Here is a 22,895-nt window from a genome sequence, read left to right as displayed (position 1 = left end):
TGTAATCTAAATTTTGGGGAGCGAAAAACTCTTTCGTTCCCCGACTGCTGTTCAACAGCTCTCTTTAATAACTGATCACCTTCCTCAAGCACATCGATTTAGTGCCCTTTACTTTTCTTTCTCTTCCCTTACAACTGTTCCCGGTTCTTAATATCCTGTATCGTCTTTACAAATTATTTTTTTTCGCATTAAAATGAATAAAAAATACAAACTAACTTATATCGTTTAAAAAAAATGATTAAATTTAGCTGTTAAAAAAAATCATGCAGATGCAGTTGTAACGATACTTTTTACTATTCAGTAAGAGATAACTGTACACTTGTTTGCAGTGAGACAATCTGAGTTTATTCGCCAAAGTTGAAATTCGCAAAACAAAGGTTTTTCCTATGAAAGATTCATACTCTGAATTGCAGAAAAGGTTTGCAGGACTTGAAAAGGAAAATGAGAGGTTAAGACAGAGGTTAAAAGATCTTGAATACAATCCGCATGTAAGTTCTCATCCTCATAGAAGCAGTGTCGAGGAAGTCATGCGTGAAACAGAGCATAACTATGAAACATTATTTATGTCGATGAATCAAGGAGTCCTTTACCAAAATGCTTCCGGAGAAATTACTCTTGCAAATCCTGCTGCTCAGGAAATATTGGGATTGACCCTGGATCAATTACAGGGAAGAACATCAATGGACCCGAGATGGCGGTCAATCCACGAGGATGGAAGTGATTTCCCCGGGGAAACCCACCCCATCGTGGAAGCCCGCAGAACGGGAAAACCGGTAAGAAATGTGATTATGGGCGTTTATCACCCGATTGAAGACTCCTACAGATGGGTGGAGATAGATGCTGTACCCGAGTTTCATCCCGGGGAGTCAACTCCATATCAGGTTTTTGTGACTTTTACAGATATTACGACGCTAAAAGAACAGGCAGACACCTTAAAGGCGAATGAAAGGAAATTCAGAAGTTATATCGAATCCGCACCCATCGGCATCTTTATTGTCGATGAAGAGAGTCACTTTCTTGAGATAAATAATACACTTTGTCAAATGTTTGGATTGGAGCGGGAATCGCTGATCGGCAAAAAGCTGTTTCGATTTGTAGAGAAAGATGTTTACTTGCCGGCACTTCAGGTTGTCGAGGATGTGAAAAAGAGAGGGCACCACTCAGGTGAGCTTCATCTTCGCTTAAAAAACGGGAATACAATGCATTGCCTTGTGAATGCAGTAAAACTATCTCAGAATCAGTTTCTTGCTTTTATTCAGAATATTGATGAAATAAAAAAAGTGCAGTTCGCCCTCACAGAAGCAAAAGAGAAAGCCGAGACTGCCGCAAGAGTAAAAACAAGTATCCTTGCAAATATGAGCCACGAAGTACGCACGCCTATGGTGAGCATCATGGGTTACTCGGAACTGATCTATCACGAAAATATCGATCCAAACATTAAGGAACTGGTGGAGAAGATAATCTTTGGAAGCCGAAGACTTCTTTCTACAATGGACTTGATCCTGGACATGTCGAGACTTGAATCGGGAAAGGTGGTTGCTAAATCTGAATCGTTCGACCTGGTTGAATTGATGAAAAAAACCGCAAGATTCTACACTCTTATTGCCCATGACAAAGGTCTTGAACTCGATTTACAGATCCCTCGTGAAAGGCCCGTTGTCATTCAGGACAAAAATACCCTGGAACAGGCTCTTCACAATATTTTGAACAATGCAATAAAATTTACAGAAAAAGGGAAAATTGAGATTCAAATCCCAAAATTCCCTGTTTCCTCCGGAGTGGTCGAAATACTGGTAAAAGACACAGGAATCGGGATACCTGACCGGTTGAGGGATGTAATATTTGAAAATTTCCGACAGGCGAGTGAAGGTCAGGGGAGAATGTATGAAGGAACGGGTCTCGGGCTTTCTGTTTCGAAGAAACTTATGGAGATAGCAGGGGGGGATTTGATCCTGCTAAAAAGTGACTCCACGGGTTCAACATTCAGACTCGCTTTCCCTGTTCAGGTTGAGAGGTTCCTTCCTAAACTTCCTGAAGATGTCGATCAGGGGTCAAACAAAGTTGATTCCGGTGTTGAAACGGACCCGGCAAAGAAATTTAGAATTTTGATTGTGGAAGATGAAGAGCTAAACTCCACAATCATCAGAGAACATTTAAAAACGCAATATTCAGTGGATATTGCTGACACAGGTGAGGCTGCTCTCCTGATGTTGGAGGCTGGTCAATATGATCTAATTCTGGCTGATATAAATCTTGGTGGTGGAATGACGGGTGTCGAACTCGCTGCAAAAGTAAAAGCCGATCCAAAATTGTCGGGAATTTCAGTGATTGCCATGACAGCTTATGCTCTTGAAGGTGACATGGAGGAATTTCTTGCAGCAGGCTGTGATGACTACATCTCCAAACCATTCTTTAGACAGGATATCCTTAACCTGTTAAAAAAACATTTACCTGGGAGAAAAAATGAATAAAGGAGGGAGTTTAAAAGATATAATAGGGACGCTGAGGGAGAGTGAGGAAAAGCTCGAGATGTTTTTCTCACAGTCTCTTGATGGTTTTTTCTTTATGATGCTTGACGAACCGGTTGTCTGGAACGATGAGATTGACAAGGATGCCACCCTCGAGTATGTCTTTGCCCACCAAAAGGTTACAAAGATTAACGATGCCATGTTGAAACAGTACAGAGCTGAGCGGGATCAGTATCTGCATCTTACGCCCGCCGATTTTTTTGCACATGATATTCCATACGGGAAATCTGTATGGAAAGAGTTTTTTGACCAGGGTCACCTTCATATAGAAACTGAAGAGAGAAAATTTGACGGCAGTCAAATGTTTGTTGAGGGTGATTATATCTGCATGTACGATCAGGATAAAAGAATCACGGGGCATTTTGGAATTCAGAGAGATGTAACCGAACGGAAACTGACTGAAGCCCGGTTGAAGAAGTTAAATGAAGAATTGAGGCAGTCAGACATTGAGAAGAACAAACTCTTCTCGATAATTGCTCACGATTTGCGCAGTCCTTTGCACGGACTTCTCGGGTTGACCGAAGTTCTCTCGACAGATGCCGAATCTTTGGATAAGACTGAAATAGTCAGGTTCAGCAGGGAATTGCATATTACCGCCATGAGTATCTACAAACTCATCGAGAATCTCCTCGACTGGAGTCTGGTACAGAAAGGAAAGCTGACTTTTCGACCTGTCAGGACAGGTTTGTACCCGATTCTTCAGCAATGTATCGCAGAAGTCGACCAGAAAGCGATACAAAAGGAAATCAGGATAATAAATAATGTCGTCAAAACACAGATGATTTTTGCCGACGAAAAAATGATTTGCTCTGTATTTCGCAATCTGATCACGAATGCCATCAAATTTTCGAACAGAGGGGGTTCTGTCGTTATTACTTCCGAAACGACAGATAAAACCGTCAATATCTCGGTTCATGATGATGGAATCGGGATACCCGATGATTTGCGCGAACGGTTATTCATAACCGGTGAAAAAGTCAGGAGAACCGGCACGGAAAAAGAACCGAGCAGCGGGTTGGGATTGCTTCTGTGTAAAGAGTTTATCAATAAACACAATGGCACACTTTCTGTCGCGAGTGAGGAGGGGAAAGGTTCGACCTTCACCATAACCCTTCCGGTGGAGCAGTAATGAAAAACTTCCCTGAACTGCAGCAAAGCCGTGTGGTCTTGAGAAAACCCTCGACAGAGGACTCGGAGTTCATATTCAGACTTCGCTCCGATGTCGAAGTCGGGAAATATCTTGACAGAAGGCCTCAGACAAAACTGCAGGAAGCTGAAGAGTTTCTCAAAAAAATAATAAACGGCTTAGCCGGAATGAACTGGCTTTACTGGATTATAACCGAAAAAGATTCAGGAAATTGTCTGGGAACCATCTGTCTCTGGAATTTTTCAGGTGACAGAAAAAGTGCTGAAGCCGGTTTTGAGATACTGCCGGAATATCAAGGGAAAGGTTTCGCCTCGGAAGCACTTTCCGCGGTTTTAAGGTATGGGTTCTATGAGTTGTCGCTGGATAAAATTGACGGATTTGTCGAATCGGCAAATCTCCGTTCCCTCGGACTAATGAAAAAATATGGATTCTCACTTGCCAAAGAATTGGAAGAGAAATCTTCGATTGATGGAAGTGAAACCAAATGCTCGATTTATACCTTGGCAAAAGAGGACTATTACCTTAGCTCCTGATCCGGATTTCGACCACAAAAACTTCGAGCAGATCCACATTTACTGAATAGAAGATATCCCACTTTTTGTAAGCAAGTGCAAAAAGACCTTCGTCTACACGACGGATTCTTTTTCGCATGGTATCCTGAGGGTCCATCGTCAACTGAACCGTAGCATATCCTGAGATGTTCTCTCCGTGTGTTGTAACTGTTTCCCGGTTTGTAATCAATGCCACCTCTGAAAAATTCACTGTGAACTTCGGTTTCTCTCCCGTTTTCACCCAGCCGCTTTCAGAATCAGGAAATGAATCGGCATAGGGAAGATAGGGTTTAATATCAAGCACCGGGCTGCCATCGAGAATATCAGAGTTGTTGATATATAGTCTCAATCCTTCCACCTTGACAAGAGAAACGCAACTTAAACCGATATTGTTTGGTCTGTGCGGTGATCTGGAAGCAAAAACCCCGACTTTTTTACCTTTGTTTCCCGGTGGCGTGACGAGAGGTTTCCAGGTGTTGTTCAAGTGAAACAGGTAGATGACCCATATCCTCGCAAATCCATTCAGATCTTTTAGAGCCTGCTCAATATTTCTATGAGGTGAGAGGTTTATGATGGATATATCACCGGAAGATAAAATCCCCTGTTGTGGAGTTTCATACCTCTCCCTAAGTTTGGACTCGACAAAACCGATTGGTTCAAATTCGTATTTATCAGTCATCAAATGTCATCTCAATATTATCATCTTACCCGATAACTTTTCGTTACCTGTCTCCAAACGATAGAGGTAGATACCGCTCGTCAGACCGGAGGCATCAAAAATATACGAATGGGCTCCCTGTTGCATGAATTGTTGCAGTGGAGTTGCAACCAGCTCTCCGACAGCATTGTAAACAGCCAATCTGATATAACCCGGTTCGGCGAGGTTAAAGCGAAAAGTTGTGACCGGATTAAATGGATTCGGGAAATTTTGATAGAGCGTGGTTTTTTCAGGGATGAGTGGATTTTTCCCCTCTCCTGTACCTGTCGGGTCTGCCGTGGAAATTTTGACGGCATCAGCCCTTATCACGGGACCTGTTGTACTCTCTCTGGAGTCCACAACTGACACAGAGATATTGTCTCCAGCGGCAAACTGGTATCTTCCGAGAGTCCTCCAATATCCGCTGTTCGAATTCTGATTTACATGAAACGAATCAATTGCAATGCCATCCCTTTTGATGATATAGAGGGCATTGTTGGCGCTGTTTGTAGTTACAGGAACAATGAATGAAACATCAAACAAGCCGGTTTTCTGAATCACACACGAAAAAGTTGCCACAGGTGGAGGCGTGGTTGTGTTGATGTATGCATACCTGCTTGAGGTGCCGTATGCCTGTGCTACGCTTTTATACCATGCTCCTGACTCGCTGTAGTTTAGAGAATCATTATCGTCAACTATTTCAAAATAAGGCATAACCGTAAGCGTCACAGGAATTTTAAGAAAACCGTTCACAGGGTCGTTGCTTATTATTATCACTGTATCGGTATGCACACCTCTTTGAGAAGGGATAAATTGTAATCCAATTCTGTATGGTGACATTCCGGGAACTGACTGTGGATAACTTACCGTTGGTTTTATCTTACCGGTAACAGACAGAACGGAAAAAAGGGTCAGGTCGTTTATTCCTTCGTTTCTGACGGGTACATCAAAAACCAGAGTATCCATTTCGTTTACTTCACCAAGATTGAGGAATGTTTTTTCACAGACGAGGTATCTGTTCCGGACATTGGCGGATATCCTGATCACATCCGCGCTCATTATCTTAGGAGTTGAAGTCATGTTTCTGCCGGTTACAATAAAACTGTAGAGCGAACCGGACTCAAATTCTTTTGATGTCAGATATGCCCATTTATTTCCGGGTGAGTTATTCTGCCAGCTAAAGTTTTCAACCGGGAAGCCGTTTTTGAAAATTTGTAGATCGAGCAAATCGAGCCGGTTGGCAACCTCAGGAAATTGGAGGTGTAGCGAATGCCAGGTGGATTGTGAGGGGATAAAGTTCCATCTTACTTTTGCGGAATCACCCGGCTGAATGGTCGCCACCCTTGAATTGATACCCCAGGCTGCTGCGGCACTGTTCGACCAGGAACCTGCCAGTTCCGAGTAGCCCTGATCAAGATTATCAACAAACATATCATCGGGTTTGTATCTTATAAATGCTGTCGAGAGATTTCCCATTGTGTCGGTAATAGCGGTTCCAACTTTCATAAGATCATCAACAAAAAAAGAGTTGACGGTTTTCCAGGTTCCCGGTGCCGTCTGGATGCAATCTGCGACTGTATACCGGTAATAGATATCTTTAATTGCGACAAATGGCTGACTTTGAAAGATTGGTTCGTTCGTTGAGATTACGAATTTCCTTTGAATCCCCGACACTTCCTCAGAAAGTGCAAGTTCAGGTTTTATAGTATCAGTTCCTTTTCGCCAAAGTTGGTAGGCTTCAACGGCTGTACAGTACTGAAACTTGACATTGGGATAGAGGAGTGCTGCTTTGTGAGCAAGGGAATCGACATGGGCAATTTCATCAAGAAAAGTCCCTTCTGGGAGGTGCGACCAGAAGCATGCGAGCTGGTCGGTACCCTGGTTGGCTTTTGAGAAGATATTGTTCATCATTGTTGTGGAGACTGATCCCATATATTCTGATCTTACATTCCATCCCTTTCCGGTTCCGGCGAGTTGGTAGTTCTGCGGAGAGGGGTGAAATGGAACGAATTCAGGGGAGGAAAGTGACCAGTCGTAATTGTTGTCGCGAGGCTCGGTCAGATCAGTTCTTTTGGCTGGATAATCGTTGTGCAGGCTGTAGGGGAGAAGGGTATTCAGATAATTCTGCCATCCGTTATCCATGTAGTGCCATCCGCTTCTGAAAGAAACGGGAAAAGTGTTTTCTTCGAGGAGATACTGTGCAAGGGTGACATCAAAATCATCTCTCAATTCTGCAAACTGCTCGGTTTGATTCCACCAAAACACACCGTCATTATCGTAATCTGTCCAGCCAAAGGTGTGATAATGGAGAGTAAGTTCGTCTCCCCACCGTGCAATACTTTGTCCGTAATATTTTTTCATCAACCAGAGTGTCATTGTGTTGGGTACAGGGACATTATTGTTGGTCGCAAAACGGAAGATGTTACCTGCCATCATCCACCATGTCAGTTTAACGGGGGTGCCGAAGGAGTCGGTAAAACGATTTCTAAATGAAGGCTCCATAACTTTATATGGATTTTTATTGACATCTGTAAACAACTGGATATTATAGGTGCAGTTGTACCTGGAGGTGCTCATCCCGTCCCAGATTGCGGTATCGGAACCGAGGACCAGGTATACTTTTCCCTGTGGTACAAGGAAAGAGGAGAGGGCGATTAAAGAGACCAGGAAATGATTCGTTTTCATTTCAACCACCAAGAAAATTTAAAATATAAAACAACTTAGGGAAATTTTTTCGAGATTACAAGTTATTAACCTCTGCTGGAGTGCATTCCGGGGTAAAAGAGTGAAAATTCGATGCGAAATAACAAAAAAAAACCCTCATCCCGCAAGATTGCAGGATGAGGGTACACATTCAACAATTGATTTACTTGAGCAGAAGCATTTTTTTAGAAACTGAAGTGCCTGCAACTTCAAGTCTGTAGAAATAAATTCCGCTGGCAAGATTTGATGCATTGAAGGAAACCAGATGTGTTCCGGCTTCTTTTACATCATTAAGAAGGGTGGCAACAAGATTGCCAAGATTGTCATAAACCTTCAGGGATACATTCCCCGTGACGGGTACACCAAATTTAATGGTGGTTGAAGGATTAAAAGGATTCGGGTAATTCTGTTCGAGAACAAAATTCTCCGGAATGCTTTGCTCTTTCACCGAGTTTGGTGATGCCGGAATAAATGATGCTGCATCTGAATATGCAGAAAAATCACCATTTGCATTTTTAGAGCGAACTCTCCAGTAGGTGGTATTCTGCAGTCCTGAAGTAATCACGAGATTGGTAATCTGTGATTGCAAGGTGGTTGCGTTGCTAAATTCAGGATTATTTGCGTACTGAACTTCATATCCGGAGATATCACCACTTGTAGGAACGATCCACGAAAGTACAGGAGCGGAGGTCGAAAGTTGAATTCCGTCGACAGGGCTACCGGTTATTGGTCTGACAGCCCATGTTCCCGACCATGTAACAAACGATTCAGGAGTTGCCCATGCAGAGGAAACCACTCCGTCGGTCGATTGAACCTGCCAATAATAGGTAGTTCCGGGTAACAGACCTGTAAGTTCATATCTGCTGTTCGTGAGATTGGTCACTGTTGTGGCGCCGCTCATAGCTGGTGATGTTGAATATTTCAGGTTGTAGGTTAAACCTGTTGATGCGGAGTTCAAATACCATGAGAGCTGCTGTGTTGTGGTATAAATTGTAGTTCCGCCGATGGGCCAGGAGAGAACAGGTGTAACGGCTACAGGGGTGGAAGCTATTGTAGTGAAAGCTTCACCGGTCGACCATGCCGAGTACACTCCGTTTTTAAGCGATCTTACCGCCCAGTTGTAGGTTGTACCTGCAAGCAATTGTGGCACATTCAACCAGGGATTTGTCAAACCTGTCGCAGTAGGAGAAGCTTGAAGCGCACCCGCTCTGAGTTCAACTTCGTAAGTATATCCATCGGAAGCAGTTCCAAGCCACCATCTGAGGGTGGTGGAAGTGGCGTAAACAGTTGCACCACCTACAGGCCATGACGGATGTGGTACTACAGGAGGTGTACTTGCGACTTCAGCAACTGTTGAGAAAAGAGCTGCATCAGACCAGTTGGAATATGAAGTCCCTCTTTTGGAGCGGACTTTCCACTTGAAGTCAGTGCCACTTGGGAGGTTGCTGAGTTGATAATTAAGTGATGTAATATTTGTGTAAGTAGCACTTCCTGTGAATGGATTTGTACCCGACACGAGCTCTACTTCATAAGTCAGTCCTGTACCGTCACTTCCGAGATACCAGTAGAGTTTTGGACTGGTTGTATAGATAACGGCTCCACCGAGGGGCCATGACGGAGTTGGTACCACGACAGACGGGACGGTGAGAGTTGTAAAGGAAGCAGGTGTTGACCATGCGGAGGCACCACTTCCTGAAACTGAACGGATTGCCCAACTGTACTTTGTACCCGGGGTAAGTCCGTTTAACTGAACAAATTTATTTGTTGTCGGCAGAATGTTCGCTGTGCCTGTAAGGGCAGCGGGTTCACCCTGAACAACTTCTATTTCATAAGAAAGACCGAATGCCGGTTCATTGTGATACCAGTAAAGTGTGGGTGAGAGTGTATATACTGTCGGGTTGCCTATCGGCCATGAAAGTACGGGGAGTGGAACACTTGGACCTGCCGGAGTTACAAAACTCTCGATCACAGAAGTGTTGTAAACCCATCCAATAATATTATGAACTCTGACTCTCCAATAGTATGTGGTACCGGGAAGAAGTCCGTTAACTGTGTAAAGCTGGTTCGATCCCGGGTTGTACATTGTATAGGTAGCCATGTTGGGGTCTGTTGAAAGCAACAGGTCGAAATGGAAGCCTGCTCCCATACCCCAGGGGAGATACCATGAAAATTGAGCACTGTTGGAATAAATCTGGGCACCGTTTACGGGCCATGATAGCTCGACGGGTGGAACCATCGGGTTTAATATTTCCTCAACAACAATATCTCTGAAGTAGTTGGAATTCTGATAGGAATTTGTCGGAAAAGTACCGGAGCTGCCATATACACCGTTGGCTCCATCAGCGACGGTTGATATTATTCCGTTTGTGACAGGGGTAGCAAGAGCATTTTGGGTAGCGCCATAAGCTGTGTTGGAGTTAACTGAAACGAAATAAACATTTTCAGGGTAAATCTCGTAGTTACCTGTAACTTCCACAGTCTGCCATCCGGAAGCTGTCTCGTTAGTAAAAGTAAACTGACCGAGTTGTCTTCCGTAGATATCCCAAATTCGTCCAATGTGTGTACCTGTTTCACCTGGCGTTTTGTAGTATTTAATGGCTTTAATAGTGGATACTTTAGAAACGGAAAACTTTACACCGAGTTCGTAGGGACCATCGTTAAATTCGCCGGAAGGTACCTGAGTAGTAAATATTGAATTCGGGGGTGTAACCGCAACCACATCAACAAAATAGTTGGAATTGTTGAATGACTGGTTTGGGAAAAGTCCCGGGTTGACATTGAACACACCGTTGTTGCCATCAGCAACAGTTGAAAGAAATCCGTTTGTTATTGAAGTGGCAAGTCCGTTTTGTGTGATAGGATATTCTGTGTTGACATTAACAGAAACCACAAAAACTGTATTAGCCTCGATAAGGTAAGGAGACGGCAGGACGGCGGTTTGCCAGCCCGAACCGGTTTCACCCGTGAAGACCACCGATGAAAGAAGAGTACCTGAAGCTGAGAAAAGCTTGCCTGTATGAGATCCCGTTTCTCCGGCGGTTTTGTAAAATCTGATCGCCTGGATTAAAGCGGGTTGAGAGGCAGTAAACTTAGTGCCAAGCTCATAATCACCATCTGCACCTGTTGAGGCAGGTACCTGCGTAGTGAAAATGGTTATCTGTCCAAATGTCTGTGCCGGAAGCATCAGCCATAGTGTAAACAGAAATGTAAAGCTGAAAATGCGTAATATTCGTTGCATTTTAATCTCTCACTTTGGTATTATTAAATATATATAACGAACCTATGCTGCAAAAATAGTGCCAAAATAAATATGCCAAAATCAGGCATAATGAGCGTCATTGGGAGGCAGGTTTTGCGAAGTGTCTCATAATGAGATTGGTTAGTGTCTCATAATGAGAATACGATGCTGAACAAAGTGATAAAAAAATCATTTTTTTAATTGTGAAAATAGCTGTAAATTTAATCAGACAATTTTATCTGATTTGGAAAAGCACGATGGAACAGGAAAAAATAAAACCTAAAAACATAAAAAAAGCAAGAGAAATAAAACTTCAAAACCACCGGTTATGGGTTCAACTGGCATTCATAATCATCTGTCTATGGATTGGAGTGGAGTTTTATTATTTCACAAAGTATTTTGAAACAGGAGGAGCCGAAGGGAGTTTTTCGCGCCCTCCGGGAGTGGAGGCATTTCTCCCGATAAGCTCGATGATGAGCGTTTACTACTTCGCTATCACAGGTGAGTTGCATAAAGCTCACCCGGCCGGTTTTTTTATTTTTCTTGGCATAGTAAGTCTTTCATTCCTTTTTGGAAAATCATTCTGCAGCTGGATTTGTCCGGTAGGATCAATATCAGAGGCGATAGGTGATTTTGGTGACAGGATTGCGATGAAACTTTTTAAGCGGAAATTAAGGATGCCCCGCTGGCTGGACTATCCATTAAGAAGTCTGAAGTATCTTTTACTTGGCTTTTTTGTGTATGCGATATTTCTCTCAATGGAAGTTGCAGCCCTTAAATCATTTCTCGACAGCCCATACAATATTATATCCGATGTAAAAATGTACTACTTTTTTGCGGATATATCACAGTTTGCATTTGGTGTAATAGCTGTGCTTTTTCTGTTATCAGTTCTGGTGAGAAACTTCTGGTGCCGTTACCTTTGTCCATACGGTGCACTCTTAGGGATATTTTCTTTGTTGAGTCCTGTAAAAATAAAACGGGATGCCGACAAGTGCACTTCATGCAGTCTGTGTACTTTGGCGTGCCCCAACAAGATAAAAGTGGAAAAGGTAAATGTCGTTCTTTCAGATGAATGCTCGTCTTGTATGAAATGTGTGGATGCCTGTCCTGTTAGAGACGCACTTTACTTAAAGGAAGTTGTAACCGGTAGACGGGTCACAAAAAAATTCGTGACTCCTCTTGTTCTTGGCGTTTTCTTCCTTTTTATTGCTTTGGGGATCATATCAGGAAACTGGCAGAACAAAGTAACTAAAGAGGAGTATGAAGTCTATATTCAGATGCGAAACAGCCTGGGCCATCCGACTGGCATGGAAAATGAAGAGGGGAAAAGACTTATTGAGCAGAGAAACAGGGAAGCGAAGGAAGCTGCAACGAAGTGACCGGTGAGAATCAGGAACGGCTAAATGAATTTTGTGGGGATATTATAGCACCATTATATACACAGATTAATAATAGATTATCAGGAACATTCATAATTTTTGCAAAGAGGCGATTATAGACCGCGAAGTACCGTGCGAAGTGGGATTTGATTCGTGTAAAAGGATTGAAGAATCAGGAATCATTTTAATAAAGGAGGAAGTTTAGCAATGAACCACAATGAACTTCCATTGATAATTCAAGGTGGAATGGGTGTAAATATATCCAGTCCACAATTGGCGAGTACTGTTTCCCGATTAAACCAGCAAGGTACGATTTCAGGCACTGCACTGGAATGGGTAATGGTGCGTTCTCTTCAGATGGGTGACCCGGGAGAGAATTTCCGTAGAGCTCTGGCATCTTTCCCTTTTCAAGCGACAGTGAAAGATATCTTCAATAAGTTTTATCTTCCCGGAGGGAAGGCTAAATCCACTCCATTCAAGGGAATTTCACACATCAATTTAAATCCTTCCGGCTTATTGATCGCACTGATAATTTGCGCCAATTTTGCCATGGTTAATCTGGCAAAAGAAGGGCATGACAAACCTGTAAGCATCAATTACCTCGAAAAGATAGCAATGCCTCATATTTATGCACTAACCGGTGCAATAATGGCAGGAGTTGATATTATCACAATGGGTGCGGGGATACCTCTACAGATTCCTCATCTGATAAATGATATTGTAAATCACCGTGAGACGACATATTCGATACCTGTAACAGGTGACAATATCAAGAGCTTTGCGATGCGGTTTGATCCGGCAAAATTTTTTGGAGCCGCGCTCCCCGAATTGAAAAGACCAAAATTTCTTCCAATAATTGCATCGAATCTCCTTGCCACACTCTTTTTGAAAAAATCACCTGAAGGCAGTGTTGACGGATTCGTAGTCGAGGAACCTACTGCAGGCGGTCACAATGCCCCGCCTCGAAGACCAGACCCCAGTGCATTACCGGGTGCATCTCCGGTTTACGGCGAAAAAGACCTGGTCAATTACAAGGAAATCGCTTCACTTGGCTTGCCGTTTTGGATTGGAGGATCGCATGCGACACCTGAAAAACTGAGATATGCTCTCTCCATAGGTGCTGCGGGAATTCAGGCAGGAAGCATCTTTGCTCTCTCGGAAGAATCGGGAATGGAACCTGATTTGCGTAAAAAAATCAGTAAAACGGGTTTTGAAGGGAAGTTAAATGTAAGGACCGATGCCAGAATTTCCCCTACAGGTTTTCCCTTCAAGCTTGCAGAAGTTGAAGGCACAATTTCCGAAAAGGAAACCTATGATTCGAGAGTGAGAGTCTGCAATAAAGGACTTTTGGTAACTCCCTATGAAAAAGAGGATGGAAAAACGGGATTAAGATGTGCTGCCGAACCTTACGAAAAATTTATTGCAAAGGGAGGAAATCCCGACGACCTCGAAGGAAGAGGCTGCCTTTGCAACGGTCTGCTCGCAACCGCCGGGGTAGGCGATGAAGTGGAACCGCCAATGATCACTCTAGGTGATGATCTTGAATTTTTGCCGGTTTTGATGAAACACAGCGACGACACTTACAGTGCAGCCGACGCAGTCAATTATCTTTTGGGTAAGTATCAGGAGAAGCCGGAAATCAGGAAAACCTAAAGACTAAAATCGATTCCCCATGCTTCGGCTAATGATCTGATGAAGGATTTCTCATTATCAGCGAGATCCTGGTCTGCATTTGCTATGCTCAGGAGGTCATCGAGTATGGCGCCCTTTTCGATGTCTGTCTCGAGATCCACATTCAGTTTTGCTGCGATGGAGTAGACTACCTGAATTCTCTGATCAGCCGATTTGTTATACCAGCCAACAATATCATCCCACAAAGAGGAGATTTCCTTCAGGTCAGTGCCCTCAGATCTCTTTGAAAGTATTCTTTTGATCTCTCCGGTCTCTTCCTCACTCAGAACCGTATCCGAAAGATGTGCGAAAGCCAGATAGAGATATCCGAGATTTTTTAGTTTTGCGTAATGATTAATAGACAAAAAAACTCCTGTTTAATTCGCAATTATATGGAATATTTGTCAGGTATCAAATTAAAATATTAACTTACAAGCTAATTATTTAAAATTTGCGTTCAAAATAAGAGTCACAAAAATGACGATCGATCAAGTCCGTGAGCAGTTTCCCTATCTCAAACTGGGGAAGATTTACCTGAATCATGCCTCACTTTCCCCCGTACCTCAACCTGTTATAGATCATGCAAATCTTTTTCTGAAGCGAAGAAGCGAAACGCACATTGACGATATGAGTCAGTGGATGGCGGATGCGGAAGAAGCGAAAATAAAACTTGGAAGGTTGATTAACGGTGATCCTGACCGGTTCGCATTTTTTGACAACACATCGACTGGTTTGAACATTCTGGCACAGGGAATCAACTGGAAGCCTGGTGACAGAATTCTACTTAATGATGTGGAATTTCCTTCGAATGTCTATCCTTTTTTGAATCTAAAGAATCAGGGTGTGGAAATTGACTTCGTTCACTCCAAAAAAGGGGCTGTAAATTCGGTTGACATACTCGCTGCCGTTAAACCGGAAACCAGACTGATCTCGATCAGTGCCGTTCAATTCCTCAGCGGTTACAGAAGTAATTTGAAGAAGATTGGTGATTATTGCCGGGAACACAATATAATTTTCAGTGTGGATGCGATTCAGGCTCTGGGAGCCTTGCAAATCGATGTTAAAGATTGTCATATCGATTTTCTCTCATGCGGTACCCAAAAATGGCTGCTTGGTTTGATGGGACTCTCGTTTATCTATATAACAGAAGAACTTCAGCATGAAATAACTCCGAGATTTGTTGGCTGGGCATCGATGGAGAACCAGACATCACTCCTTGACTACAGTTTTGTCTTTAAGAAGAGTGCGGACGCACTTCAAAACGGTACCATTAACATGATCGGTGTGAATGCACTTCTCGGATCACTCGAACTTTTACTGGATTTCGGACCGGAAAATATTGAGAGAAGAATAATCGAAAATACCAGACATCTGATTGAGAGGCTTCATTCGATCGGAATCAAACCGGTGTGCGGGAGGTATAATGAGAGGAATCTGTCGGGGATTGTGAGTTTTACTTCTCCCCGGTCAAAAATGATAAATCAGAGATTAACCGAGGAGAAAGTAAGCACTTCACTTCGTGAGGGGTATGTGAGGATGTCCCATCATTTTTACAATACTTTTGAAGAACTCGACAAAGCAGTTGATATTATCAGGTCCTGCGTCAAGTAGCTGACTATATTTTTCTGATCCTTAGTGACCCCATAGTGAGGTCAACAGAAATGGTGGCGCCGTTTCCGCCATTTATGCTGCAGTTCACCAAAACTTTTCCGCCTGATTTCTTCGTAGTAACAGGGAAGTCTGATTGAACTTCGTCAGTCACTTCATCACCCCAGCCAAATGACGATACATTTCCCTTAAGAGTAGCCTTAATTGCGGAGGGGAGATTGACAATAACATCACCCGCCGAGTTGGAAATCCTTACTTTCCCGGTATTACCTGCTGCAAATGTGATGCTTATATCGCCGGCAGCAGTTTTTATTTCAGCATCCGATCCAAGATTTTTTATCACAACTTCACCTCCCGAAGTTTTTGCGACAAGTTTTCCGACTGCAGACCTCACATTGATGGAACCTCCGGCAGTTGCGAGTTCGCTGTTTCCCTTAAGAAGGCTTGCGGATACATTTCCACCCGAGGTTTTTAGAGAAGCTTCTCCTGCGACAGTATTCACCTGAATATCTCCACCTGCTGTCCCAAGTTTTGCGTTGCCGCCGAGTGTGCCGGCAACGATATTTCCTCCGGAAGTCAGAAGGTGAGTATCACCCGCGATGTCAGCGGCGATAACATCTCCACCGGCAGTTTTTGCTTTTACTTTCCCGGTTACACTTCCCATTCTGATCTCACCCCCCGAAGTGGAGGCATCCAGATCACCTGTTATATTTCTGGTTGTTATATCACCACCTGCTGTAAAAAGAATGTGGTTCCCTGTTGAATTGTTGAGGAGGGAAATGTCACCTGCGGCAGTATTGATATTCAGGTTGAATTTTGAAGGTATGGTAACGATAAACTTTATCCCGTCACCCCATCTTTTATAGTTCTTGAAAACGATATAAATGGAGTTACCTCTCTGGTCGGCAGTAAATCCCGCCTGATTTTTGTCAGAAATGCCTTCACCAATCACCAGCACTTCATTTTTCTCCCATACTCTTATCTCCACTTCACCGTAATCGGACAGGAGATTAAAAGTGCCACCGGGTGTGACTGTGAAAGATTCCTTGAAATCAAATTCATCACCATGGGTGATTGTCACCGGCAAGGCGAGTAACAGAGCTAATAAAAGTATTCTTTTCATTTTACAGATCCTTTCCATCCAAAACTGATTTTGCTCTTATTTTTATGTAGGGGTTGTCTTCCTGTTCAAGCCGGTTTTTGAAGACTGAGAGTATTTCATCATCAGCCTTAAAGCCCGACTCAATTGCTTTAACGAGAGTATTAATGGCTTCAATTCTGTTACCGGGTACTTTATCGTTGATGAGAACATGAAGGCATGTTTTCTTTATTTCATTGTCAAACTGAAGTGCGGCGAGTGTCTTTAGTGCCTGGAGTCTGACCCCGGGATTCTCATCGTTCTTAGCGGCACTTACCAGTGCTTCCTTCACACCGGCGATCTCCTTTTTGTCGTAACTGTCGTTAACGAGATTGATGGAGTTCAGCCTTGTCCCGGGATTTTTCTCGTTCAAAATCGAGAAAGTGAGGAGCTTCTGTATTTCAGGATCATCGGGCGAACCTGAGATTGTTACTCTTTTGTAGGCATCAAATGTGAAAGTTATGTTTCCATCCCGGGTGTCGGAATCGCTGAATCTCACATTGGTAATGCGGGTTTGAGGCTCCTTGCCATCCACCACATTGGAAAAAAGAGCGTCGACATTCGGGGATTTGTGTGCAAAAAAGAAGATTCCGACGAGGATACCGGCTACCATTCCGAATGAACCCGTGAGTGCAGGCACGAAGACGGGTGAGGAGAAGAAATTTCTGATTCTTACCCAAATGCTTCCGGAATATTCCATTTCGTAAATGCTGTTTCTCAGATTTCGTCTTGAGTCTGAAAGAATCCGCTCGACATTAAATTGGGGAGTGGAATTTTCGATATCAGAAAAGAAAGCCTTTTGAGCTTCAAATTCCTCTCCACACTCTTTACACGATTCGATGTGTGAAGTCAGGGCTTTTGCTTCATTATCGGGCAACTCGCCCATTAGCAGAAGTGTAATTTTTTCTGTATAAATTTTGTGTTCCATCTTTTTCACCTAATTGTAAAATTGCTTTAATGATTCTCTCATCTTCAGGGTGGCATCGAACAGATACCTTTTCACAGTTCCTTCAACGAGACCTGTCAATTCTGCAATTTCTTTCAATTTATAGCCTTCATAATGTTTCATGGTAAAAACGAGTTTCTGTTTTGCCGACAGATTGTCGACTGCGTGTCTGATAGCCTCGTTCAATTCTGAATTTCCCATTTGCATCTCCGGGTTCAAGTCCGAACCCGCAATTTCGAATGCAGGCGCATCTTCATCATCGGATTGTGCGTTATTCTCCAAAAGATCAACCGTTTGCCTCTTTTTGCTGTTTTCAATATAAGAGAGACAGACATTCGTAGTAATCCTGAAAAGCCAGGTGGAAAACTCACTCTTGAACTCAAACTTTGAAATATTTTTATAAACTCTTATAAAGACTTCCTGATAAATGTCTTTTGCATCTTCTTCAGAGCGGGTATATTTCAAGGCTAAAGTAATGACTTTTCTGTCATACTTTTTGATCAGGGCTTCAAAGGCATCCTTGTCGCCTTTGGCTGCCATCTTTATCAGATTATAATTGTCTTGAACCATATCCTCCGTTTCCTGACTGGTTAGACCCGGCTTGAATAAAAAAGGTTGTGTTACAGAGGCAAAAATTATAAATCTTTCATTAACTATAAAAATTGTTTCTTGAGTGGCGATATTTTGCGACAGATGGAAAAAGGAGAAGACAGTGAAAACCAAAGTGACCGAATTTAACGCTTACCGTTCCGAAATGAATGAAAAAATATTGAACAGCGGGTTCAGTGATTTTAAGAAATTTTTTGCACTCGACAACAAGGCATATCATCCGGGTGCGCTGGATGCCAAGACGAAGGAGCTGATGGGGCTCTCTGCCTCCATGGTTTTGAGATGCAACGACTGTATTTATTATCACATTGAGAGATCCATTATTGAGGGTGCAAGCCGTGAGGAACTGATGGAGACATTTAATGTTTCATTGATAGTCGGTGGATCGATTGTCATTCCGCATCTCAGATCAGCTTTTGAGTTTATGGAGCAGGTTTTCGAATCAAGAAAAAACACAACAGCATAACAACAATTCGACAGGAGATTTCGATGCCTACCGGTAAAAAAATATTCGTTTCCACTCAGAATAAAGGGAAGCTCAAGGAAATACGGTCAATTCTTGGGACCGGTGATTTTGAATTTATTTCGGTGCATACCATTGACGGTTTTCCTGATATAGAAGAAACAGGAACTTCTTTCGAGGAAAATGCGATTATAAAAGCAGAGGAATCGTATAAATTGACAGGGATTCCATCGCTGGCGGATGATTCCGGGTTGTCTGTTGACTGCCTTGACGGGGCTCCCGGGGTTTATTCTGCCCGGTATGCCGGAGAAAACGCTGATGACGAAGAAAACCTCAGGAAGGTTTTGGGTGAGATAAAAAATTTTCCCCCCCCATACAAGGCAAGATATGTTTGTGTGCTTGCTTTTTATGACGGAGAGAAACTAATCACCACCCGGGGAGAGTGTGAAGGGGAGCTGATAATGGAAAAGAGGGGAAGCAATGGTTTTGGATATGATCCAATTTTTGTTCCTGAAGGTTTTATCGAGACAATGGCGGAACTGAACATGGAAACAAAAAATAAACTTAGTCACAGATTTAAAGCATTGGAAAAAATGAAGGAAGCACTTTTTAAATGAATATTAAACGAGCAATTCTAATACCGGTTATCCTTTTTCAGGCGTTTATTTTTACCTCTTGTAAAGATTCAGTATCACCGGAGCCTCCTGCTGTCGTAAAAAATTATTTTCCACTTCCCAACGGAGCAATCAGCAGATATTCTGTTGATTCGGTTTCGGGCGGATCACAGTATTTTAATATTGGAACCAAAGTCACCAGTTTTGGAAGTGAACAGGTAACAGCCGGTACCCCCTATTTTCAGCAAATTGATCAAATCGACTATTTTTCAGGTGGAAGTGTAATTCAAAGGTCGAAGGTCCGTAAAACCCAACGGGGTCTTTATTATTATCTGGATACTACAGGCGTGACGGGTCTCATTCCGGACACATTGAAACCATTCGTACAGATCGACAGGGAAATAACTCCACTGTCGCTTCCGTTTTATTCGGGACAAACCTGGTCGGCTTTTAAATTTAATGTGGTTATCATCCCGATTATCAACTGTACAGCCACATATCTTGGGAGCGTAACGGTAACCGATACCATCAGAGGCGTAACCGGAAGTGTAAAAGCCGAGAGAGTCGGTTACAACCTTACAATCAGCATCCCTGATTTGGGTCAGGGACCCCTGAATCTAACTTATTCGGGTGAGGTATGGTATGCTGAAGAAACAGGTGTTGTCAGGAAGGAAGGGGATTATTTCCTTTTTCAGTTCCTCGCCGGAAGTGAAATTGATCTTCTTTTGCCAAACTACAGGATCAGGGAAAGACTGATTGAAGTAGTTAGATAGACTTGATTTAGTTATGAGTTATTAGTTATGATTTATTTTTTTGTAATGCTAAAGAGAGCAAGACTTTAAGTTTCAAACCTCTGACATCAAACTTGCAATCTCTGACATCAATCTGATTTCCGTATATTTAAAGTTTGAATTTTATAATTTTTGGAAAATTGATGATTGAAATAGATAAAGCGTACAGTCCGTCACCCGTTGAGACGAAGTGGTATAAATACTGGCAAGACCACAAACTTTTCAGATCCGAGGTTGATGAAACAAAAACTCCTTACACCATCGTAATTCCTCCCCCGAATATCACCGGAATGCTCCACCTGGGACATGTTTTGAATAATTCAATTCAGGACATCCTTATCAGACACAAAAGAATGCAGGGATTCAATGCCTGCTGGGTACCGGGTACAGATCATGCATCTATAGCGACAGAATCAAAAGTGGTTGCGCATCTTGCTTCCCAAGGGATAACCAAAAAGGATACAGGTCGCGAGAAATTCCTGGAGCATTGCCATGAGTGGAAAGAGAAATACGGCGGAATTATCATCAGCCAGCTTAAAAAGCTTGGAATAAGCTGTGATTGGGAGAGACTTCGCTTTACCATGGATGATCATTATTATGGTAAAGTAATCGAATCATTTGTAAAGCTGTATAAAGACGGACTTATCTACAGAGGGTACAGAATGGTAAACTGGGATCCAAAAACACAAAGCGCCATTTCGGATGAGGAAGTTTACTATCAAACAATGAATATCAAATTGTACCACATCAGATATCCGATGGTGGATGGCAGTGGCGAAGTTGTGGTAGCTACCACAAGACCTGAGACAATGTTTGGTGATACCGCTGTTGCAGTCAACCCTGAAGATGAGAGATACAAAGATTTCATCGGGAAGAAACTGATTCTGCCGCTGACAGGTCGTGAGATTGAGATTATTGCCGACACTTATGTCGATTCCACATTTGGAACAGGTGCAGTTAAGATGACTCCCGCTCATGATGTCAATGATTATGAAGTCGGACTCAGACACAAGCTGCAGTTCATCAACATTCTCAATCCGGATGCAACCCTTAATCACAATGCTCCTGTGGAATTCCATGGACTTGACAGATATGAAGCCCGTAAAAAAGCAGTGAAAATGCTCGAAGAACAGGGTTTCATGGTGAAAACTGAAGACTATACAACCAATATTGGTTTCTCGCAACGGGGTAATGTTCAGGTTGAGCCATACATGTCGGAGCAGTGGTTCATGAAAATGGATGAACTTGCAAAACCTGCCCTTAAGGCTGTGAGTGAAGGTGAAATTAAATTTTATCCTCCACACTGGGTGAAAACCTATGAACACTGGATGGCAAATATAAAAGACTGGTGCATTTCCCGGCAGTTATGGTGGGGACACAGAATTCCCGTTTGGTATCACAACGAAACGGGTGAAATCTATTGTGATACAGTGCCGCCATCCGATCCCGAAAACTGGCTTCAGGACAACGATGTACTTGATACCTGGGCTTCGAGCTGGCTTTGGGCTCACGATGTCTTTATGACAGAAGAAGAGCAAAAATATTATTATCCCACCGATGCACTTGTTACAGCTCCTGATATTATTTTCTTCTGGGTTGCCAGAATGATCATGGCAGGCTACTATTTCCAGGGTGAGATCCCCTTTAAGCATGTCTATTTTACGAGTGTTATAAGAGATGACCTCGGAAGAAAAATGAGCAAATCTCTCGGGAATTCTCCAGATCCCCTGGATGTAATCGACAAATATGGAGCAGATGCATTAAGATTTACGATGATGTTTCTTGCCCCGCTTGGACAGGATGTACGATTCAGTGAAGACAAGTGTGAGATAGGTCGAAACTTCGCAAACAAAATCTGGAATGCGGGAAGGTTTATTTTGATGAACACACCCGATGGATTTGTTTACGATGAGAATTACAAACCTGCCAACGAAGATTTTGTTGACAAGTGGATAAATTCCAGACTAAATTCCACTATCAGGGAGTTGAATAAAAACCTTGATGATTTCGAGTTGACGAACTCCTCTAAACTGATTTACAGTTTTATTTGGACGGATTTCTGCGACTGGTACATCGAATTAATCAAGAACAGATTCTACAGTGACGATCCGGCAGTAAAAGCCGATGCGGCGCAGAAGGCGGTTGGTATATTTGATAATATACTGAGACTTCTTCATCCATTCATGCCTTACATAACCGAAGAACTTTGGCAGCTCATTAAAACGAGAAACACTGGTGACTCTATCAGTGTTGCCAAGTTCCCTGAAGTTGACGAAACCAAAGTGGATGTTGCCGGCGAAAAGCAAATGGAATTCCTGCAGAATTTGATTACCGCTGTAAGAAACATTCGAGGCGAAATGAAAATTGCACCTTCGAAACCGGTAAAACTCTACTTAAAAACGGATGTTTTTGACCCGCTGTATGGTGATCTGATAAAAAAACTGGCAAAGGTTGAGGAAATTTTTTCAGGGAACGATACAGTTAAACCCCATAAGAGCGCTTCAGCCGTGATAAAAGACTGCGAAATTTATGTACCTCTTGAAGGACTCATAGATATCGAGGTTGAAAGAACCCGTCTCGAAAAAGAGATAGAACGAATCAAAGGCGGCTTGACCGGACTTGACAAAAAGCTGTCGAACGAGGAGTTTGTTTCCCGTGCTCCCGTTGATATTATCGAGAGAGAAAGAAACAAGAAACGCGACTGGGAGGAAAGCCTTTCGAAGCTTGAAGCGATATTGGCAGATCTTTCATAGATTAAAACACCAGAAAATCAAAAAGCTGTCCTGAATCAGGGCAGCTTTTTTTTTGT

Annotated in this window: 17 protein-coding genes; 10 read left to right on the top strand and 7 right to left on the bottom strand. The window is 42.8% G+C overall.

What is annotated here, in order from left to right:
• Positions 1 to 386 precede the first annotated feature (386 nt).
• From LCH52_07220 to LCH52_07210, 3 genes are read left to right on the top strand one after another with little or no spacing between them, the layout of a single operon-like run.
• The gene (locus LCH52_07220; protein MCA0388271.1) at positions 387 to 2,471 is read left to right on the top strand and encodes a PAS domain S-box protein; all 2,085 of its coding nucleotides are present in this window, start codon (positions 387 to 389) and stop codon (positions 2,469 to 2,471) included.
• Positions 2,464 to 3,657: a PAS domain-containing sensor histidine kinase gene (locus LCH52_07215; GenBank protein MCA0388270.1), complete on the top strand. Its 1,194-nt coding sequence runs from the start codon at positions 2,464 to 2,466 to the stop codon at positions 3,655 to 3,657. The genes LCH52_07220 and LCH52_07215 overlap by 8 nt, the downstream gene beginning before the upstream one ends.
• A complete protein-coding gene (locus LCH52_07210) occupies positions 3,657 to 4,208 on the top strand; it encodes a GNAT family N-acetyltransferase (protein MCA0388269.1) in 552 nt (183 codons plus the stop codon). The genes LCH52_07215 and LCH52_07210 overlap by 1 nt, the downstream gene beginning before the upstream one ends.
• Here the strand turns inward: LCH52_07210 and tsaA are convergent.
• The 3 genes from tsaA to LCH52_07195 all read right to left on the bottom strand — a co-directional run bounded on the left by tsaA (position 4,198) and on the right by LCH52_07195 (position 10,864).
• Complete coding sequence (gene tsaA / locus LCH52_07205) at positions 4,198 to 4,905, bottom strand: tRNA (N6-threonylcarbamoyladenosine(37)-N6)-methyltransferase TrmO (GenBank protein ID MCA0388268.1); 708 nt, start codon at positions 4,903 to 4,905, stop codon at positions 4,198 to 4,200. The two genes, LCH52_07210 and tsaA, sit on opposite strands and share 11 nt — an antisense overlap.
• A gap of 6 nt (positions 4,906 to 4,911) precedes the next feature.
• Positions 4,912 to 7,608: a T9SS type A sorting domain-containing protein gene (locus tag LCH52_07200; GenBank protein ID MCA0388267.1), complete on the bottom strand. Its 2,697-nt coding sequence runs from the start codon at positions 7,606 to 7,608 to the stop codon at positions 4,912 to 4,914.
• Positions 7,609 to 7,789: 181 nt separating this feature from the next.
• Positions 7,790 to 10,864, bottom strand: a complete 3,075-nt coding sequence (locus LCH52_07195) for a DUF4082 domain-containing protein (GenBank protein ID MCA0388266.1) — start codon at positions 10,862 to 10,864, stop codon at positions 7,790 to 7,792.
• Between the two features lie 257 nt (positions 10,865 to 11,121).
• Here LCH52_07195 and LCH52_07190 point away from each other — a divergent pair, with 257 nt between their 5' ends.
• Positions 11,122 to 12,246 carry a 4Fe-4S binding protein gene (locus LCH52_07190; GenBank protein ID MCA0388265.1) on the top strand — a complete coding sequence of 375 codons (1,125 nt, stop codon included), beginning with the start codon at positions 11,122 to 11,124 and terminating at the stop codon, positions 12,244 to 12,246.
• Positions 12,247 to 12,453: 207 nt separating this feature from the next.
• Entirely contained in the window at positions 12,454 to 13,899 is a 1,446-nt protein-coding gene (locus LCH52_07185; protein ID MCA0388264.1) for a nitronate monooxygenase, read from the top strand.
• On the opposite strand, the gene LCH52_07180 is transcribed toward LCH52_07185, so the two are convergent.
• Positions 13,896 to 14,282 carry a TerB family tellurite resistance protein gene (locus tag LCH52_07180; protein ID MCA0388263.1) on the bottom strand — a complete coding sequence of 129 codons (387 nt, stop codon included), beginning with the start codon at positions 14,280 to 14,282 and terminating at the stop codon, positions 13,896 to 13,898. The two genes, LCH52_07185 and LCH52_07180, sit on opposite strands and share 4 nt — an antisense overlap.
• A 112-nt stretch (positions 14,283 to 14,394) precedes the next feature.
• On the opposite strand from LCH52_07180, the gene LCH52_07175 reads away from it, so the two are divergent.
• Positions 14,395 to 15,528, top strand: coding sequence for an aminotransferase class V-fold PLP-dependent enzyme (locus LCH52_07175; GenBank protein MCA0388262.1), 1,134 nt, complete (start codon positions 14,395 to 14,397; stop codon positions 15,526 to 15,528).
• Between the two features lie 4 nt (positions 15,529 to 15,532).
• On the opposite strand, the gene LCH52_07170 is transcribed toward LCH52_07175, so the two are convergent.
• The 3 genes from LCH52_07170 to LCH52_07160 are packed head-to-tail and all read right to left on the bottom strand — an operon-like array spanning position 15,533 to position 18,179.
• Positions 15,533 to 16,648, bottom strand: coding sequence for a DUF4097 domain-containing protein (locus LCH52_07170; protein MCA0388261.1), 1,116 nt, complete (start codon positions 16,646 to 16,648; stop codon positions 15,533 to 15,535).
• A 1-nt stretch (position 16,649) separates the two neighbouring features.
• The gene (locus LCH52_07165) at positions 16,650 to 17,591 is read right to left on the bottom strand and encodes a HEAT repeat domain-containing protein (GenBank protein ID MCA0388260.1); all 942 of its coding nucleotides are present in this window, start codon (positions 17,589 to 17,591) and stop codon (positions 16,650 to 16,652) included.
• Positions 17,592 to 17,600: 9 nt separating this feature from the next.
• On the bottom strand, positions 17,601 to 18,179 hold the full coding sequence (locus tag LCH52_07160; GenBank protein MCA0388259.1) for an RNA polymerase sigma factor: 579 nt from the start codon (positions 18,177 to 18,179) through the stop codon (positions 17,601 to 17,603).
• A 142-nt stretch (positions 18,180 to 18,321) separates the two neighbouring features.
• Here LCH52_07160 and LCH52_07155 point away from each other — a divergent pair, with 142 nt between their 5' ends.
• The 4 genes from LCH52_07155 (at position 18,322) to LCH52_07140 (ending at position 22,839) form a co-directional block, all read left to right on the top strand.
• Positions 18,322 to 18,684: a carboxymuconolactone decarboxylase family protein gene (locus LCH52_07155; GenBank protein ID MCA0388258.1), complete on the top strand. Its 363-nt coding sequence runs from the start codon at positions 18,322 to 18,324 to the stop codon at positions 18,682 to 18,684.
• Positions 18,685 to 18,707: 23 nt separating this feature from the next.
• Entirely contained in the window at positions 18,708 to 19,298 is a 591-nt protein-coding gene (gene rdgB, locus LCH52_07150) for an RdgB/HAM1 family non-canonical purine NTP pyrophosphatase (protein MCA0388257.1), read from the top strand.
• Positions 19,295 to 20,068: a hypothetical protein gene (locus LCH52_07145; GenBank protein ID MCA0388256.1), complete on the top strand. Its 774-nt coding sequence runs from the start codon at positions 19,295 to 19,297 to the stop codon at positions 20,066 to 20,068. The genes rdgB and LCH52_07145 overlap by 4 nt, the downstream gene beginning before the upstream one ends.
• A 161-nt stretch (positions 20,069 to 20,229) precedes the next feature.
• Positions 20,230 to 22,839, top strand: coding sequence for a valine--tRNA ligase (locus LCH52_07140; GenBank protein ID MCA0388255.1), 2,610 nt, complete (start codon positions 20,230 to 20,232; stop codon positions 22,837 to 22,839).
• Positions 22,840 to 22,895 lie beyond the last annotated feature (56 nt).

This window comes from Bacteroidota bacterium (genome assembly GCA_020161395.1).
In the GTDB taxonomy this organism is placed as follows: Bacteria; Bacteroidota; Ignavibacteria; order Ignavibacteriales; family Ignavibacteriaceae; genus UTCHB3.
Note: the sequence above shows the minus strand (reverse complement) of the source record. Positions and strands in the feature narration are given on the sequence as shown.